Annotated in this window: 27 protein-coding genes; all 27 read right to left on the bottom strand. The window is 68.3% G+C overall.

What is annotated here, in order from left to right:
• Positions 1-9: 9 nt before the first annotated feature.
• The 27 genes from truA to rplV all read right to left on the bottom strand — a co-directional run bounded on the left by truA (position 10) and on the right by rplV (position 15,448).
• On the bottom strand, positions 10-840 hold the full coding sequence (truA, locus tag ABZS77_RS18285) for a tRNA pseudouridine(38-40) synthase TruA (protein ID WP_354823916.1): 831 nt from the start codon (positions 838-840) through the stop codon (positions 10-12).
• Between the two features lie 67 nt (positions 841-907).
• The gene (gene rplQ, locus ABZS77_RS18280) at positions 908-1,465 is read right to left on the bottom strand and encodes a 50S ribosomal protein L17 (RefSeq protein WP_354823914.1); all 558 of its coding nucleotides are present in this window, start codon (positions 1,463-1,465) and stop codon (positions 908-910) included.
• A 34-nt stretch (positions 1,466-1,499) separates the two neighbouring features.
• Complete coding sequence (locus ABZS77_RS18275) at positions 1,500-2,522, bottom strand: DNA-directed RNA polymerase subunit alpha (protein ID WP_007465227.1); 1,023 nt, start codon at positions 2,520-2,522, stop codon at positions 1,500-1,502.
• Positions 2,523-2,620: 98 nt separating this feature from the next.
• Positions 2,621-3,247, bottom strand: a complete 627-nt coding sequence (rpsD, locus tag ABZS77_RS18270) for a 30S ribosomal protein S4 (RefSeq protein ID WP_030489600.1) — start codon at positions 3,245-3,247, stop codon at positions 2,621-2,623.
• Between the two features lie 13 nt (positions 3,248-3,260).
• On the bottom strand, positions 3,261-3,668 hold the full coding sequence (gene rpsK / locus ABZS77_RS18265; protein WP_030329919.1) for a 30S ribosomal protein S11: 408 nt from the start codon (positions 3,666-3,668) through the stop codon (positions 3,261-3,263).
• 87 nt (positions 3,669-3,755) lie between these two features.
• Positions 3,756-4,136 carry a 30S ribosomal protein S13 gene (rpsM, locus tag ABZS77_RS18260; RefSeq protein WP_007465236.1) on the bottom strand — a complete coding sequence of 127 codons (381 nt, stop codon included), beginning with the start codon at positions 4,134-4,136 and terminating at the stop codon, positions 3,756-3,758.
• A 266-nt stretch (positions 4,137-4,402) separates the two neighbouring features.
• The gene (gene rpmJ / locus ABZS77_RS18255; protein ID WP_043965539.1) at positions 4,403-4,516 is read right to left on the bottom strand and encodes a 50S ribosomal protein L36; all 114 of its coding nucleotides are present in this window, start codon (positions 4,514-4,516) and stop codon (positions 4,403-4,405) included.
• 91 nt (positions 4,517-4,607) lie between these two features.
• Positions 4,608-4,829 (bottom strand): translation initiation factor IF-1, encoded by a 222-nt coding sequence (infA, locus tag ABZS77_RS18250; RefSeq protein ID WP_007073013.1) that lies wholly within the window; start codon positions 4,827-4,829, stop codon positions 4,608-4,610.
• A gap of 271 nt (positions 4,830-5,100) precedes the next feature.
• Positions 5,101-5,679: a DUF1707 domain-containing protein gene (locus tag ABZS77_RS18245; RefSeq protein ID WP_354823912.1), complete on the bottom strand. Its 579-nt coding sequence runs from the start codon at positions 5,677-5,679 to the stop codon at positions 5,101-5,103.
• 67 nt (positions 5,680-5,746) lie between these two features.
• Positions 5,747-6,598: a type I methionyl aminopeptidase gene (gene map, locus ABZS77_RS18240; protein WP_354823910.1), complete on the bottom strand. Its 852-nt coding sequence runs from the start codon at positions 6,596-6,598 to the stop codon at positions 5,747-5,749.
• An 88-nt stretch (positions 6,599-6,686) separates the two neighbouring features.
• A complete protein-coding gene (locus tag ABZS77_RS18235; RefSeq protein WP_030489597.1) occupies positions 6,687-7,340 on the bottom strand; it encodes an adenylate kinase in 654 nt (217 codons plus the stop codon).
• Positions 7,341-8,669, bottom strand: a complete 1,329-nt coding sequence (gene secY, locus ABZS77_RS18230) for a preprotein translocase subunit SecY (protein ID WP_354823908.1) — start codon at positions 8,667-8,669, stop codon at positions 7,341-7,343. It lies immediately after the preceding gene.
• Positions 8,670-8,902: 233 nt separating this feature from the next.
• Entirely contained in the window at positions 8,903-9,346 is a 444-nt protein-coding gene (rplO, locus tag ABZS77_RS18225; RefSeq protein WP_354823906.1) for a 50S ribosomal protein L15, read from the bottom strand.
• Positions 9,346-9,528 carry a 50S ribosomal protein L30 gene (gene rpmD, locus ABZS77_RS18220; protein ID WP_030329904.1) on the bottom strand — a complete coding sequence of 61 codons (183 nt, stop codon included), beginning with the start codon at positions 9,526-9,528 and terminating at the stop codon, positions 9,346-9,348. Before rpmD ends, rplO begins: the two co-directional genes overlap by 1 nt.
• Positions 9,528-10,142 (bottom strand): 30S ribosomal protein S5, encoded by a 615-nt coding sequence (gene rpsE / locus ABZS77_RS18215; RefSeq protein ID WP_074314587.1) that lies wholly within the window; start codon positions 10,140-10,142, stop codon positions 9,528-9,530. Before rpsE ends, rpmD begins: the two co-directional genes overlap by 1 nt.
• A 33-nt stretch (positions 10,143-10,175) precedes the next feature.
• Entirely contained in the window at positions 10,176-10,565 is a 390-nt protein-coding gene (gene rplR / locus ABZS77_RS18210) for a 50S ribosomal protein L18 (protein WP_139585972.1), read from the bottom strand.
• A complete protein-coding gene (rplF, locus tag ABZS77_RS18205) occupies positions 10,562-11,104 on the bottom strand; it encodes a 50S ribosomal protein L6 (RefSeq protein ID WP_354823904.1) in 543 nt (180 codons plus the stop codon). The genes rplR and rplF overlap by 4 nt, the downstream gene beginning before the upstream one ends.
• Before the next feature lie 16 nt (positions 11,105-11,120).
• On the bottom strand, positions 11,121-11,528 hold the full coding sequence (gene rpsH, locus ABZS77_RS18200) for a 30S ribosomal protein S8 (RefSeq protein WP_007465270.1): 408 nt from the start codon (positions 11,526-11,528) through the stop codon (positions 11,121-11,123).
• A 116-nt stretch (positions 11,529-11,644) separates the two neighbouring features.
• The gene (locus ABZS77_RS18195; protein WP_007465272.1) at positions 11,645-11,830 is read right to left on the bottom strand and encodes a type Z 30S ribosomal protein S14; all 186 of its coding nucleotides are present in this window, start codon (positions 11,828-11,830) and stop codon (positions 11,645-11,647) included.
• A 1-nt stretch (position 11,831) separates the two neighbouring features.
• Positions 11,832-12,398, bottom strand: a complete 567-nt coding sequence (rplE, locus tag ABZS77_RS18190) for a 50S ribosomal protein L5 (protein WP_139585969.1) — start codon at positions 12,396-12,398, stop codon at positions 11,832-11,834.
• Complete coding sequence (rplX, locus tag ABZS77_RS18185; protein WP_007465276.1) at positions 12,398-12,718, bottom strand: 50S ribosomal protein L24; 321 nt, start codon at positions 12,716-12,718, stop codon at positions 12,398-12,400. The genes rplE and rplX overlap by 1 nt, the downstream gene beginning before the upstream one ends.
• Entirely contained in the window at positions 12,715-13,083 is a 369-nt protein-coding gene (gene rplN, locus ABZS77_RS18180) for a 50S ribosomal protein L14 (protein WP_007073026.1), read from the bottom strand. Before rplN ends, rplX begins: the two co-directional genes overlap by 4 nt.
• A gap of 97 nt (positions 13,084-13,180) precedes the next feature.
• A complete protein-coding gene (rpsQ, locus tag ABZS77_RS18175; protein WP_109817183.1) occupies positions 13,181-13,459 on the bottom strand; it encodes a 30S ribosomal protein S17 in 279 nt (92 codons plus the stop codon).
• Positions 13,456-13,692: a 50S ribosomal protein L29 gene (rpmC, locus tag ABZS77_RS18170; RefSeq protein WP_007465283.1), complete on the bottom strand. Its 237-nt coding sequence runs from the start codon at positions 13,690-13,692 to the stop codon at positions 13,456-13,458. The genes rpsQ and rpmC overlap by 4 nt, the downstream gene beginning before the upstream one ends.
• Complete coding sequence (gene rplP, locus ABZS77_RS18165; RefSeq protein ID WP_121653126.1) at positions 13,692-14,117, bottom strand: 50S ribosomal protein L16; 426 nt, start codon at positions 14,115-14,117, stop codon at positions 13,692-13,694. Before rplP ends, rpmC begins: the two co-directional genes overlap by 1 nt.
• Positions 14,118-14,120: 3 nt before the next feature.
• Entirely contained in the window at positions 14,121-14,990 is an 870-nt protein-coding gene (gene rpsC / locus ABZS77_RS18160) for a 30S ribosomal protein S3 (RefSeq protein WP_007465294.1), read from the bottom strand.
• Positions 14,990-15,448, bottom strand: coding sequence for a 50S ribosomal protein L22 (gene rplV, locus ABZS77_RS18155; protein ID WP_139585967.1), 459 nt, complete (start codon positions 15,446-15,448; stop codon positions 14,990-14,992). Before rplV ends, rpsC begins: the two co-directional genes overlap by 1 nt.
• Positions 15,449-15,463 lie beyond the last annotated feature (15 nt).

The raw sequence follows: 15,463 nt of genomic DNA, 5'->3' as shown, positions 1-15,463 counted from the left end.
CGGCCGTGGTCAGCCCTCGACGGTCACCCGCAGCCGGCGGGTCAGCTCGGCGCGACGGGCGTACTCGGCCGGGTCCTGCGGGTAGCCCACCGCGACGAGGGTCAGCCCGTGCGCCGGCGCCACGGTCACCTCGCTGGACCGCTCCCGGTGGACGAGCAGACTGCCCGGCCACCGCACCGGGCGGCGGCCGTCCCCGGCCACCAGCATGGCTCCCACCAGGCTGCGCACCATGGCCTGACAGAACGCGTCCGCCTGCACGGTGGCGACCAGGACGCCGTCGGGGTCCCGGCGCCAGTCCAGCCGCGTCACCTCGCGCAGCGTCGTCGCGTTCTCCTTGCGCCGGCAGTACGCGGCGAAGTCGTGCTCGCCGACCAGGCCGGCGGCAGCGGCGTTCAACGCGGCCAGGTCCAGCGGTCGCGGCCAGGCCAGCACCTCGTGCCGGCGCAGCGGCTCCGCGCCGAACGGCGCATCGGTCACCCGGTACTCGTACCGCCGGAAGGTGGCCGAGAACCGGGCGTCGAACTCGGCCGGCACCTCGGTCATCGCCCGGACGCGCACATCGGTGGGGAGCAGGCGGGCCAGTCGGCGCAGCAACCGTCCCTCGTGCTGCCGCCACACGTCGACGGGCAGATCCAGGTGGCAGACCTGCCCGGTGGCGTGCACGCCCGCGTCGGTCCGGCCGGCCACGGTCAACCCGGTGACCGTACCGGCGCCGAGGACCAGGTCCAGGGTCTCGACGAGCACCCCCGCGACGGTCCGCCGGGTCGGCTGGGGTGCCCAACCGGAGAAACCGGCGCCGTCGTACGAGACGTCCAGCCGTAGCCGGATCCGCTCGTCCACCTCGTACCTCCTGTCACGGGTCGGGCCCGACACCCCGATGGGGTGCCGGGCCCGACGTTGCCCTTGATCAGGCCTTGTTCTCGGTGGCCTCGTCGCTGTCCTCGCGGGCGGCGTCGGTGTCACCGGAAGCCGACACCGGAGCCTCGGAGTCCTGGTCGGCGTCGGCCGACTTCGGGGTCTCGTCGGCCGGGGCGAGGGCCTCGACCTTGTCCTGCTGCGCGGCCTTGCGGGCGGCGGTCTTCTTGTTCGCCTTCGGCTCGGCGACCTGAAGCTCCTCCACCAGCTCGATGATGGCCATCGGAGCGTTGTCACCCTTGCGCGGACCGGTCTTCACGATCCGGGTGTAACCGCCGGGACGGTTGGCGTACCGGGGCGCGATCTGGTCGAACAGGGCGTAGACCACGTCCTTGTCCTTGACGACACCCAGCACCCGCCGCCGCGAGGCGAGGTCACCGCGCTTGGCCTTGGTGATGAGCTGCTCGGCCAGCGGACGCAGCCGCCGGGCCTTCGTCTCGGTGGTCTGGATCTTGCCGTGCTGGAACAGCGCGGTCGCCAGGTTGGCGAGCATCAGCCGCTCGTGCGAGGGGCTGCCGCCGAGGCGGGGGCCCTTGGTGGGCGTGGGCATTTTTGGTGCTCCTCAGTTGTGGCGGCAGCGCGGACTAGAGCTGCTCGGTCTCGCGGTAGTCGTCGGTGTCGTAGTCGGCCTCGCCGAAGGTGTCCACGACGTGCGCCGGGTCGAAGTTCGGAGCCGAGTCCTTCAGCCCGAGACCCATCCCGGCGAGCTTCATCTTGACCTCGTCGATCGACTTCTGCCCGAAGTTGCGGATGTCGAGGAGGTCGGCCTCGGTACGCCCGATGAGCTCACCAACGGAGTTGATGCCCTCGCGCTTGAGGCAGTTGTAGGAGCGGACGGTGAGGTCCAGCTCCTCGATCGGCAGGGCCAGGTCCGCCGCCAGCTGGGCGTCCTGCGGGGACGGCCCGATGTCGATGCCCTCGGCGGTCTCGTCCAGCTCCCGGGCCAGCCCGAACAGCTCCACGAGCGTCGAACCGGCGGAGGCCAGCGCGGTACGCGGACCCATCGACGGCTTGGTCTCGACGTCGATGATCAGCCGGTCGAAGTCGGTGCGCTGCTCGACACGGGTCGCCTCGACGCGGTAGGTCACCTTCAGCACCGGCGAGTAGATCGAGTCGACCGGGATCCGGCCGATCTCGGCGCCGGACTGCTTGTTCTGCGCGGCCGTCACGTAGCCCCGGCCCCGCTCGACGGTCAGCTCCATGTCGAGCCGGCCCTTGCCGTTGAGGGTCGCGAGCTTCAGGTCCGGGTTGTGCACCGAGACGCCGGCCGGGGGCTGGATGTCCCCCGCGGTCACGTCGCCCGGGCCCTGCTTGCGCAGGTACATGCTGACCGGCTCGTCGTGCTCGGAGCTGACGCACAGCTCCTTGATGTTCATGACGAGCTCGACCACGTCCTCCTTGACACCGGGGATCGTGGTGAACTCGTGCAGCACACCGTCGATCTTGATCGAGGTGACGGCCGCGCCCGGGATCGACGACAGCAGCGTACGCCGCAGCGAGTTGCCCAGGGTGTAGCCGAAGCCCGGCTCCAGCGGCTCGATGGCGAACCGGGAACGGGTCTCGTTGATCGACTCCTCGGAGAGGGAGGGTCGCTGGCTGATGAGCATCTTTTCTCTTCTCTTCCGGGACGCCCGCTATTTGACGTCCACGACACAAACTGTTCCGGTGGCCCGCCCCGAGGGGCGGGCCACCGAACGAGCTCGGACTACTTGGAGTAGAGCTCGACGATCAGCTGCTCCTGGACCTGCGTGTCGATGACCTGCCGGGCCGGGAGGGAGTGCACGAGCACCTTCATCTGGCTCGGGATGGCCTCGAGCCACGCCGGAACCGTCTTCGAGCCGGCCTGAGCCTGCGCGACGATGAACGGGGTGAGCTCCTTGCTCTTGCCCCGGACCTCGATGATGTCGTGCTCCTTGACGCGGTACGACGGGATGTCGACCTTCTTGCCGTTCACCGTGAAGTGACCGTGCTTGACCAGCTGGCGGGCCATGTCCCGCGAGTGGGCGTAGCCGGCCCGGTAAACGACGTTGTCCAGCCGCGACTCGAGGATCTGCAGGAGGACCTCACCGGTCTTGGCCTGCTTGCCGACGGCTTCCTCGTAGTAACCGCGGAACTGCTTCTCCAGCACGCCGTAGACACGACGGGCCTTCTGCTTCTCACGGAGCTGGAGCAGGTACTCCGTCTCCTTCGTGCGGCCGCGGCCGTGCTGCCCGGGCGGGAACGGCCGGGACTCGAACGGGCACTTCGGTCCATCGCACTTGCTGCCCTTGAGGAACAGCTTCATCTTCTCCCGCCGGCAACGGCGGCAGTCAGCACCGGTGTAACGAGCCATCTCTCTCTACCTCTCAGACCCGACGACGCTTAGGCGGACGGCATCCGTTGTGCGGCTGCGGGGTGACGTCGGCGATCTGGCCGACCTCCAGCCCGACGGCCTGCAGCGAACGGATCGCGGTCTCCCGGCCGGAGCCGGGGCCCTTGACGAACACGTCGACCTTGCGCATGCCGTGCTCCATGGCCCGACGCGCGGCGGCCTCGGCGGCCAGCTGCGCGGCGAACGGAGTCGACTTGCGGGAGCCCTTGAAGCCCACCTGGCCAGCGGAGGCCCAGGAGATGACCGCACCGGTCGGGTCCGTGATGGACACGATGGTGTTGTTGAAGGTGCTCTTGATGTGCGCCTGCCCGTGGGCGACGTTCTTGCGTTCCTTGCGCCGGACCTTCTTGACAGCGGCTCCGGCACGAGCCTTCGGTGGCATAAGTCTGTGCGCTCCTAGTTGACTTTCCGGACTGGGTCCCGGCCTGGCCCGCCCTAGCGGCGGCCGACCCCGTCATCCGGTTAAGAACTACTTCTTGCCGGGCTTCTTCTTGCCGGCGACGGTCCGCTTCGGGCCCTTGCGGGTCCGGGCGTTGGTCTTGGTCCGCTGGCCACGCACGGGCAGGCCCCGGCGGTGCCGGATGCCGGCGTAGCAGCCGATCTCAACCTTGCGGCGGATGTCAGCGGCGACCTCGCGGCGCAGGTCGCCTTCAACCTTGTAGTTGCCCTCGATGTGGTCGCGGAGCTGCACGAGCTCCTCGTCCGTGAGGTCCCGAGCGCGCTTGTCCGGCGAGATGCCGGTGGCGGCGAGTGTCTCCAGGGCGCGGGTGCGACCGACCCCGAAGATGTAGGTGAGCGCGATCTCCATCCGCTTCTCGCGGGGGAGATCCACGCCGACTAGACGTGCCATGTGCGGGCGTACTCCTCGTGATGTGTGGCGGAGGTGTGGACCCGTCCCATCCCGCTACCGGCCGTCCCGTCTTTCCGACGCGGTGAGCGCCGGCGACCGGGATCGGTCGCTGCCCGAGCGGGCCCCGGCCTCCGACCGGGGGTCAGCCACGCAAGGAGTACGTCTTCACGTACCGCTCGCGGCTGGGACGAGCATGTGTGATGTGTGTCGCTGGGGATCTGCCCGGACCAACGCCACCCGGCCGAGGTACGGCCGGACGGGCTGAGTCAGCCCTGGCGCTGCTTGTGGCGCGGGTCGCTGCAGATGACCATGACCCGGCCGTGCCGGCGGATAACCCGGCACTTGTTGCAGATCCTCTTGACGCTCGGCTTGACCTTCACGGTTGCCTTACTTCCCATCTGGCCCGGCGACGCGGAGTACGCGAGACCGGACGTCGAAGACGGACACGGGACTTCCCGGCCGTCGTCAGGACTACTTGTAGCGGTAGACGATGCGCCCGCGGGTCAGGTCGTACGGCGAGAGTTCGACGACGACCCGGTCCTCCGGAAGGATGCGGATGTAGTGCTGCCGCATCTTGCCGCTGATGTGAGCCAGCACCTTGTGGCCGTTCGCGAGCTCCACCCGGAACATAGCGTTCGGCAGGGGCTCGATGACCCGACCCTCGATCTCAATGGCTCCGTCTTTTTTCGGCATGTCCTCCGCTGTCCTGACGTCGATTGCTCCGGGCGGCCCACAACGTCTTACACGGGAACTGACCTTGATCAGATGCCCGCGCCAGCCGCGGCTCCAGGACCCACCGAAGCGCAGGGTGGGCATGCCGGAGTGGACGCTGTGCGCCGATCAGAAAGTGTACGCCGGCCTGCGGGCCGTCGCCAAACCGGCCACCCCCCACGTCGCCGTGGCGGGCGCCAAACCCCTGTCCGGGCGCCGGATGACCTTGGCGGAGCCGACGACCACCGGTCGGTCAGCCGGCGGCATCGTCCCGTTCGTCCGGTTCGCTGGACCGCAGCTCACGGCGGCGCTCCCGCTTCATCCGCTTGCGCTGCCGCCGGCGTTCCCGCTCGACGGCGCGGCGCCGAGGCTCTCCCCCAGCCAGCCCGGTCACCGTCCGGACCGCCAGCACCGCACCCCACGGCCCGGCCACCCAGATCGGCCAGAAGTAGAGCAGCTCCCCGCTGACCAGCGAGGTCACCGCCCAGATCGTCACCACGATGGCGATCACCCGGAGGTACGGCAGCCACACCTCGGCCAGCCAGCGGGCCGTCACGCCGCCGCTCACCGGGCGGGGCCGGTCACCCGGGCCGGCGCTGGGCGGGACCGCCGGGTCGACAGACGCGAGCGTCGCACTCTCGGTGGGCGTCACCGGGGGCAGGTCGGTCAGTAGGGCGTCCAACTCGGCGTACGTACGTGCCGCGTACGCCCGCTGCAAGCGCTCGTCGTACTCGTGCAGGTCGAGCCGACCCTCGCCGAGAGCGACCCGCAGCCGGTCGGCCACCGCCTCCCGGTCCGCGTCCGCCGCTCGCATCCCGTCGCGCCCGTCCATGCCGGCAAGCATGCCATTCCCGCCCCACCCCCGGACGCCCGCGAATCCTGACGTCGGCGCGAGAGGCTCAGGGAGTGGTGGAGGCTGCCGGTTGGCGTGCGGTGACCAGGTCGCCCAGGCGGGCACGGCCGCCGTCGAAGGCGGTGAGCACCCAGACGCCGTCGGGCAGCAGTGCCATCGAGTGCTCGACGTGCGCCGCCACCGACCCGTCCCGGGTGACGACCGTCCAGCCATCGGCCAGCTCGACCGTCCGCGGCGACGCCATGGTGATCATCGGCTCGATGGCGAGCGCCATGCCGGGCACCAGCCGCGGCCCCTTACCCGGGCGTCCGTGGTTGAGCACGTGCGGGTCCTGGTGCATCTCGGTGCCGATGCCGTGCCCGCCGTAGCCGTCGACGATCCCGTACCGACCGCCCTTGCGGACGGCCGACTCCACCGCGTGGGAGATGTCGGTGAGTCGCCCCTTGCCGCTGGCGGCACCCCGCGCGGCGGCTGCGATACCGGCCCACATCGCGTCCTCGGCCACGTCGGCCATCTTGAGCAGCGCCGGGTCGACCTCGCCCACCCCGACCGTGATCGCCGAGTCGCCGTGCCAGCCGTTCAGCACCGCCCCGCAGTCGATCGAGATGAGATCGCCCTCGGCGAGCACCTGCTTCGCCGACGGGATGGCGTGAACGATCTGCTCGTTCACCGAGGAGCAGATCGACGCCGGAAAGCCGTGGTAGCCCTTGAACGACGGAACCGCACCCGCCTCGCGGATGGTCGACTCGGCGATGGCGTCCAGATCGGCGGTGCTCACACCGGGGGCCACAGCCTCCCGCATGCGACGCAGCGCCTCCGCCACCACCAGCCCGGCGGCCCGCATCTTCTCGATCTGGTCAGGGGTCTTCAGCTGGATGTCCAGCTGGGGACGACGCATGGAGCGATTACCTTTCGTTGCCGAACAGCGGGGCACGTCTCGCGTACCCCGCTGTTCGCACTCTATCCGCCGTGGCCCGGGGAGGACCTCAGCCGCCGTACGACCGCAGTGCGTCGATGGCCCGGGTGGTGACGTCCTCCACCGGTCCGGTGGCGTCGATCCCGACCAGCTTGCCCTGGGCGCCGTAGTAGTCGACCAGGGGCGCGGTCTTCTCGCTGTACTCACGGAGCCGCGTGGCGATCGTCTCCGGCTTGTCGTCGTCGCGCTGGAACAGCTCGGCGCCACACCGGTCACAGATGCCGTCCCGGCTGGTGGCGTCGAACTCGACGTGCCAGATCTTGCCGCAACCCCGGCAGGTACGCCGACCGGAGAGCCGCCGGATCACCTCGTCGTCGTCGACGACCAGTTCCAGGACCAGATCGAGGGCCGTGCCCAGATCGGCGAGGAGCTTGTCCAGGGCGGCGGCCTGCGGAGTCGTCCGCGGGAAGCCGTCCAGTAGGAAGCCCTCACTGGCGTCGGGCTCGGCCAGCCGGTCCCGGACCATGTTGATGGTGACCTCGTCCGGAACCAGCTCGCCCGCGTCCATGTACCGCTTCGCCTCGACACCGAGGGGCGTGCCCTGGGTGACGTTCGACCGGAAGATGTCCCCGGTCGAGATCTTCGGCACCGAGAGGTGCGCGGCGATGAACTCGGCCTGAGTGCCCTTGCCCGCGCCCGGCGGGCCAACCAGAACGAGTCTCATCTACCGCAGGAACCCTTCGTAGTTCCGCTGCATGAGTTGGCTCTCGATCTGCTTCACGGTCTCCAGACCGACGCCGACCATGATGAGCACAGCGGTGCCGCCGAACGGGAAGTTCTGGTACTGCTGGTTGTCCAGCCAGATGAAGAAGAAGTTCGGCAGGATCGAGATGACGCCCAGGTACAGCGCGCCCGGCAGGGTGATCCGGCTGAGGATGAAGTCCAGGTAGTCGGCGGTCGGCTTGCCCGGGCGGATACCCGGCACGAACCCGCCGTACTTCTTCATGTTGTCCGCGACCTCGGTCGGGTTGAACGTGATCGAGACGTAGAAGTACGTGAAGAAGATGATCATCAGGAAGTAGACCGTGATGTAGATCGGGCTACTCGGGTTGACCAGGTTGTTCTGGATCCACGCCTGGGTCTTGCCCGGGTCGTTCTGGTCGAAGAACTGCAGGGCCAGCTGCGGCAGGTAGAGCAGCGACGAGCCGAAGATGACCGGGATGACACCGGCCTGGTTGACCTTCAACGGGATGTAGGTCGAGGTGCCGCCGTACATCCGCCGGCCGATCATCCGCTTGGCGTACTGCACCGGGATCCGGCGCTGCGCCTGCTCGATGAACGTGACAGCCGTGATGACCACCAGGACCAGCGCGATGACCAGGGCGAACATGTCCCAGCCCTTGCTGGTCTTGATCTGCCAACCCTCGCTGGGCAGCCGCGCCGCGATCGAGGTGAAGATCAGGACGGACATGCCGTTGCCGACGCCCCGGTCGGTGATCAGCTCACCGAGCCACATGACCATGCCGGTGCCGGCGGTCATCGTCATCACCAGGATGGTCAGGGTCAGCCAGTCCGGGATGCCGGTGCCGGTGGGGATGATCGGGAACTGGTCGCACTTGTTCTGGAAGAGCTGCCCGGACCGGGCCAGGGCCACGAACGCCGAGGCCTGGAGCACACCGAGACCGAGAGTCAGGTACCGCGTGTACTGGGTGATCTTCGCCTGACCGGCCTGGCCCTCCTTGCGGAGCTGCTCCAGGCGCGGGATCACGACGGTCAGCAGCTGCAGGATGATCGACGCCGTGATGTAGGGCATGATGCCCAGCGCGAAGACCGAGAGCTGGAGCAGCGCCCCGCCGGAGAAGAGGTTGAGCAGGTTCACCACCCCGGTGGTGTCACCCTGGATGGTGTCGAGGCACTTCTGCACGTTGCCGTACGAGACGCCCGGGCTGGGGAGCGTGGCACCCAGCCGGTAGACCGCGATGATGCCTACTGTGAACAGCAGCTTCTTGCGCAGGTCAGGCGTACGGAACGCACTGAGAAAGGCGGACAGCAACTTCTTCCTCCTGCGCGAGGCGGGCCGCCGGTGATCCCTGGCGGGTCGGGGTGGATCACGGGCGAGCGCCCGCAATCCATGGCTGGGATGGGACTCTAACAGCCCTATCCCGGTCCGGGCAGGTGTGCCCGGCTACATAAACCGATTCCGATATTACCGGGCGCACACGGCCCAGGATGACCATGGCGTCCGTCCAGTTGCTCACAACTGGACGGACGCCATGGTCGTACGCCTTACAGCTCGGTGACGGAGCCACCGGCGGCAGCGATCTTCTCCTTGGCCGACGCGCTGAACGCGTGCGCCGACACCTGGAGCGCCACCCCGCCGAGATCCCCGGTGCCGAGGACCTTGACCGGGTGGCCCTTACGGACCGCACCGGCCTCGATCAGCTCCAGCGGGCCAACCTGGCCACCGTTCGGGAACAGCTCGGCGAGCCGGTCCAGGTTGACCACCTGGAAGACCACCTTGAACCTGTTCTTGAAGCCCTTCATCTTCGGCAGGCGCATGTGGATGGGCATCTGCCCACCCTCGAACGCCGCCGAGATGTTCTTGCGGGCCTTGGAGCCCTTCGTACCGCGACCAGCGGTCTTGCCCTTGGAACCCTCACCGCGACCCACACGGGTCTTCGCGGTCTTGGAACCGGGCGCCGGACGCAGGTGGTGAACCTTGATCGTCATTACTCGACCTCCTCGACCTTCACGAGGTGGTTGACCGTGAAGATCATGCCGCGGATCTCGGGCCGGTCCTCCTTGACCACCACGTCGTTGATCCGCTTGAGACCGAGCGAACGCAGCGAGTCACGCTGGTTCTGCTTGGTCCCGATGCCGGACCGGAGCTGGGTGACCTTCAGACGTGCCATCAGTGCGCCACCCCCGCACGCGACGCCAGCATGGCGGCCGGCGCGACGTCCTCCACCGGCAGGCCACGACGCGCCGCGACCTGCTCGGGGGACTCGAGCCCCTTCAGGGCCGCCACGGTGGCGTGCACGATGTTGATCGGGTTCGACGAACCGAGGCTCTTGGAGAGCACGTCGTGGATCCCGGCGCACTCCAGCACGGCACGCACCGGACCACCGGCGATGACACCCGTACCGGCCGAGGCCGGCTTGAGCAGCACCACGCCAGCGGCGTCCTCACCCGTCACCGGGTGCGGGATCGACTGGCCGATACGCGGAACCTTGAAGAAGTGCTTCTTGGCCTCCTCGACACCCTTGGCGATGGCCGCGGGCACCTCCTTGGCCTTTCCGTAGCCCACGCCGACCGTGCCGTCGCCGTCGCCCACGATCACCAGGGCGGTGAAGCTGAAGCGACGACCACCCTTCACGACCTTGGCGACGCGGTTGATCGCGACGACCCGCTCAAGGTGCGGGGTCTTCTCGACGGGCGCGTTTCCGCGGCCGCCCTCACGGCGGTTGTCGCGGCGACCACCCTCGTTGCCACCGGACCCGCCGCCACGGCGCTGTTGACCTGGCATCAGCAGCCTTCCTTATCTCTCGTGACGGGGTTGTTAGAACTCGAGCCCGGCTTCGCGGGCGGCATCGGCAAGCGCGGCGACCCGCCCCGCGTACCGGTTGCCACCGCGGTCGAAGACGACCTTGGAGACGCCGGCGGCCTTGGCCCGCTCGGCGAGCAGGGCGCCCACCTTGCCGGCGAGGGCGCTCTTGTCGCCCTCCGTGCCGCGCAGCGAGGCGTCCAGGGTCGACGCCGACGCCAGGGTGTGACCCTTGGAGTCGTCGACGATCTGGGCGACCATGTGCCGCAGCGAACGGGTGACGACCAGGCGCGGACGCTCGGCCGTACCGGTGACGTTCTTGCGGACGCGGAAGTGCCGACGCGCACGCCCAACGGCGCGCTTGGCGGCGACGCCGCGGCGGCGCTTGAGCAGCGTGGCGCTCACTTCTTACCTGCCTTTCCAGCCTTGCGGCGGATGACCTCGCCCTGGTACTTCACGCCCTTGCCCTTGTAGGGCTCCGGCGGACGGATCTTCCGGATGTTGGCGGCGACCTCACCGACCTGCTGCTTGTCGATGCCGGCCACGTGGAACAGGGTCGGCCGCTCCACCGTGAAGGTGATGCCCGCCGGGGCGGGAACGACCACCGGGTGCGAGAACCCGAGCGCGAACTCGAGGTCCGAACCCTTGGCGGTGACCCGGTAACCGGTGCCGGCGATCTCCAGGCTCTTGCGGTAGCCCTCGGTGACCCCGACGATCATGTTGGCGATCAGCGTACGGCTCAGGCCGTGGAGCTCCTTGGCCTTGCGCTCGTCGTTCGGCCGGTTGACGCTCAGCTCCCCGTTGTCCGCCCGCTCGATGGTGATCGGCTCGGCGAGGGTGTGCTGGAGCTGGCCCTTGGGGCCCTTGACCTTGACGGTCTGTCCGTCGATCGTGATGTCGACGCCCGTCGGAACGGGGATCGACTTACGTCCAATTCGCGACATTTCTACCTGTCTCCCGTTACCAGACGAAGGCGAGGACTTCCCCGCCAACACTCCGCTTGCGGGCCTGCCGGTCGGTCAGCAGCCCCTGGGACGTCGAAATGATCGCCACGCCCAGCCCACCGAGCACCCGCGGGAGCCCGTCCGACTTGGCGTACACCCGGAGACCGGGCTTGGACACGCGCTTGATGCCGGCCAGGCTCCGCTCGCGGTTCTGGCCGTACTTCAGCTCGACGACCAGTCGCTTGCCGACGGCGCCCTCCTCGGGCTCCTCGACCGACCAGGTGGCGATGTAACCCTCGGCCTTCAGGACCTCGGCGATGTTCGCCTTGATCTTGGAGTAGGGCATCTTCACCTGATCGTGGTACGCCTGGTTGGCGTTACGCAGACGCGTGAGCATGTCTGCGATCGGGTCGGTCATCGTCATGGATTTCGTCAGCCTTTCTCGCCGGGGTTCCCGGGGCATCAGCCCCGGGCCTACGGCGAAGAGCAATACCTAATCGGTGCAGGAGTTCCCGACTGACAGCCGGGACGCGGTCGCCCTTACCAGGAAGCCTTGGACACGCCCGGCAGCTCACCGCGGTGGGCCATCTCCCGGATGCAGACCCGGCAGAGACCGAACTTGCGGTAGACCGCCTTCGGACGCCCGCACCGCTGGCAGCGGGTGTACGCGCGAACCGAGAACTTCGGCTTCGCGGCCGCCTTGATGATCAGCGCCTTCTTGGCCATCTCAGTTCTCCTTGAACGGGAAGCCCAGGAGCTTGAGCAGCGCCCGGCCCTCGTCGTCGGTCGTGGCGGTGGTGACCACCGTGATGTCCATGCCCCGCTGGCGATCGATCCTGTCCTGGTCGATCTCGTGGAACACCGACTGCTCGGTCAGACCGAACGTGTAGTTGCCGTGCCCGTCCAGCTTGCGCCCGTCCAGACCGCGGAAGTCGCGGATACGCGGCAGCGAGATGGACAGCAGCCGGTCCAGGAACTCCCACATCCGGTCGCCGCGAAGGGTGACCTTCGCACCGATCGGCATGCCCTCGCGGAGCTTGAACTGCGCGATGGACTTGGTCGCCCGCCGCACCTGCGGCTTCTGGCCGGTGATCGTGGCGAGGTCACGGACCGCGCCGTCGATCAGCTTGGCGTCGCGAGCAGCCTCGCCGACACCCATGTTGACGACGATCTTGACCAGCCGCGGCACCTGCATGGGGTTGCCGTAGCTGTGCTGCTCACGCAGCTGGGCCACGATCTCGTTGCGGTACCGCTCCTTGAGGCGCGGCATGGTCTTTTCGGTAGCCGTGGTCATCACAGGTCCTTACCGGTGCTACGCGCGATGCGGACCTTCTGGCCGTTGTCGTCGATCCGGTAACCGACGCGGGTCGGCTTGCCGTCGGAGTCCAGGACCTGCACGTTCGAGACGTGGATCGGGGCCTCCTGAGTGACGATGCCGCCGGTCTTGGCGCCACGCTGGGTGGTGCTGATGCGGGTGTGCTTCTTGACCCGGTTCACGCCCTCGACCAGGACCTTGTCCTGCCGCGGGTAGGCCGCGATGACCTTGCCCTTGGCACCCTTGTCCTTGCCGGCGATGACGACGACCGTGTCGCCCTTCTTGACCTTCACGGTCACAACACCTCCGGCGCGAGGGAAATAATCTTCATGAACCGCTTGTCCCGCAGCTCCCGGCCCACCGGGCCGAAGATACGGGTACCGCGCGGGTCCCCGCCGTCCTTGATGATGACGGCGGCGTTCTCGTCGAAGCGGATGTACGAGCCGTCCGGCCGCCGCTTCTCCTTGGCGGTGCGAACGACGACAGCCTTGACGACGTCGCCCTTCTTCACACCGGCACCCGGGATGGCGTCCTTGACGGTGGCCACGATGACGTCGCCGATACTCGCGTAGCGCCGACCGGAGCCACCGAGAACCCGGATGCACAGGATCTCCCGAGCACCCGTGTTGTCGGCGACGCGCAGTCGCGACTCCTGCTGAATCACGTCTATCTCCTATGTCTGCCGGTTCTCCGGCCGCCGTGGCGGCCGGAGCCTGGCGGAACCAACGCCCGACGCAACGCCGGGCGAGCTCGAGCCTTCGCTACTTGGCCTTTTCCAGGATCTCCACGATCCGCCAACGCTTGGTGGCGCTCAGCGGCCGGGTCTCCATGATCAGGACCCGGTCGCCGGTGCCAGCGGCGTTCTGCTCGTCGTGCACCTTCAGCTTGCTCGTACGGCGCATGATCTTGCCGTAGAGAGCGTGCCGAACCCGGTCCTCGACCTCGACCACGACGGTCTTGTCCATCTTGTCGCTGACCACCAGGCCCTCACGGACCTTGCGGCGGGACCGCGCGGCGGCGGTGGCGGTGTCTTCGGTCATGATGCAGTCACCTCAGTCGGCGCGGCCGAGAGCCCCAGCTCGCGCTCGCGCATGATCGTGTAGATCCGGGCGATCTCCCGACGGATGACCTGCAACCGCCGGTTGTTGTCCAGCTGCCCGGTCGCGGCCTGCACGCGGAGGTTGAACAGCTCCGCCTTGGCCTCCCGCAGCTTCGTGACCAGCTCCTCCTCGGAGAGCTCACGCAGCTCGGTCGCCTTAACGCCCGCTGCCATCAGGATTCACCCACTTCGCGCGTAACAATGCGGCACTTCATCGGGAGCTTGTGGATCGCGCGACGCATGGCCTCTCGCGCGATCTGCTCGTTGGGGAAGGACATCTCGAAGAGAATCCGACCCGGCTTGACGTTGGAGACCCACCACTCCGGCGAACCCTTACCGGAACCCATCCGGGTCTCGGCAGGCTTCTTGGTGAGGGCCTGGTCCGGGAAGATCGTGATCCAGACCTTGCCGCCACGCTTGATGTGACGGGTCATCGCGATACGCGCCGACTCGATCTGGCGGTTGGTCACGTACGCCGGCTCGAGAGCCTGGATCCCGAACTCGCCGAACACCACCCGGTTACCACCCTTGGACGCGCCACTGCGGTCCGGGTGGTGCGGCTTGCGGAAGCCCTTCGGGGGCTTGCGCGGCATCAGCATCTGTCAGCCCTCCTGCTGCGTTTCTGCCGGAGCAGCCGCGGCCGCGACAGCAGCGCTGTCGACCGGCTCGCCACTCGGCGTCTCGGCCTGCTGCGCGATGGTGGTCGCAGCAGCCCGGCCGGCCTCGGTGCCGCCAGCCGTCGTGCCGGACGAACCCGACCGGCCACGGCGCGGACGCTCGGGACGGTCGCCACGCTCACCACGACGCGGGCGGGACGGACCGGCCTCGGCCGGAGCCTCCCGGCCCGGGACGGCGTCGCCCTTGTAGATCCAGACCTTCACACCGATCCGGCCGAACGTGGTACGGGCCTCGAAGAAGCCGTACTCGATGTTGGCCCGCAGCGTGTGCAGCGGAACCCGGCCCTCACGGTAGAACTCGGTCCGGCTCATCTCGGCGCCGCCGAGGCGGCCCGAAACCTGAACCCGGATGCCCTTGCAGACCGGGTTCTTCATCGCCGACTGCATGGCCTTGCGCATCGCCCGACGGAAGCTGACCCGGCTGGACAGCTGCTCGGCCACGCCCTGCGCGACGAGCTGAGCGTCCGACTCGGGGTTCTTCACCTCGATGATGTTCAGCTGGACCTGCTTGCCGGTGAGCTTCTCCAGCTCGCCGCGGATCCGGTCGGCCTCCGCACCCTTACGGCCGATGACGATGCCCGGCCGGGCGGTGTGGATGTCGACCCGGACCCGGTCGCGGGTGCGCTCGATGTCGACCTTGGAAATCCCGGCGCGCTCCAGGCCCTTGGACATCATGCGGCGGATCTTGACATCCTCGCCGATGTAGTCCTTGTAGAGCTTGTCCGCGAACCAGCGGGACTTCCAGTCGGTCGAGATGCCGAGCCGGAACCCAGTGGGGTGAACCTTCTGACCCATTACTCGGCGCCCTCCGTCTTGCTCTGCGCTTCGGCCGGTGCGGCCTCCGTGGCCGGAGCGGCCTTCTTGGCCGCGGCCTTCCTCGGCGCTGCCGGCGCGACCGCCTCGACCGCCACGGTGATGTGACAGGTCCGCTTGCGGATCCGGTACGCCCGACCCTGCGCCCGAGGCTGGAACCGCTTCATCGTCGGGCCCTCGTCCACGAACGCCTCGCTGACGAGCAGCGCGTCGGGGTCCAGCCGCTCGTTGTTCTCCGCGTTGGCGATCGCGCTAGCGAGCACCTTGTACACCTGCTCGCTCGCAGCCTGCGGCGCGAACTGCAGCACCGTGAGCGCCTCCTTCGCGGGCAGGCCGCGGACGAGGTTGACCACCCGGCGCGCCTTCATCGGCGAGATGCGCACGTGCCGCGCAACCGCCCGCGCGCCCGGAAGCACCGGAGCGTCGCCCTTTCCTGGCATCGCTGTAACCCCTTG

It is taken from the genome of Micromonospora sp. NPDC005298 (assembly GCF_040607375.1).
In the GTDB taxonomy this organism is placed as follows: domain Bacteria; phylum Actinomycetota; class Actinomycetes; order Mycobacteriales; family Micromonosporaceae; genus Micromonospora.
This window is presented reverse-complemented; position numbering and strand designations above follow the sequence as displayed.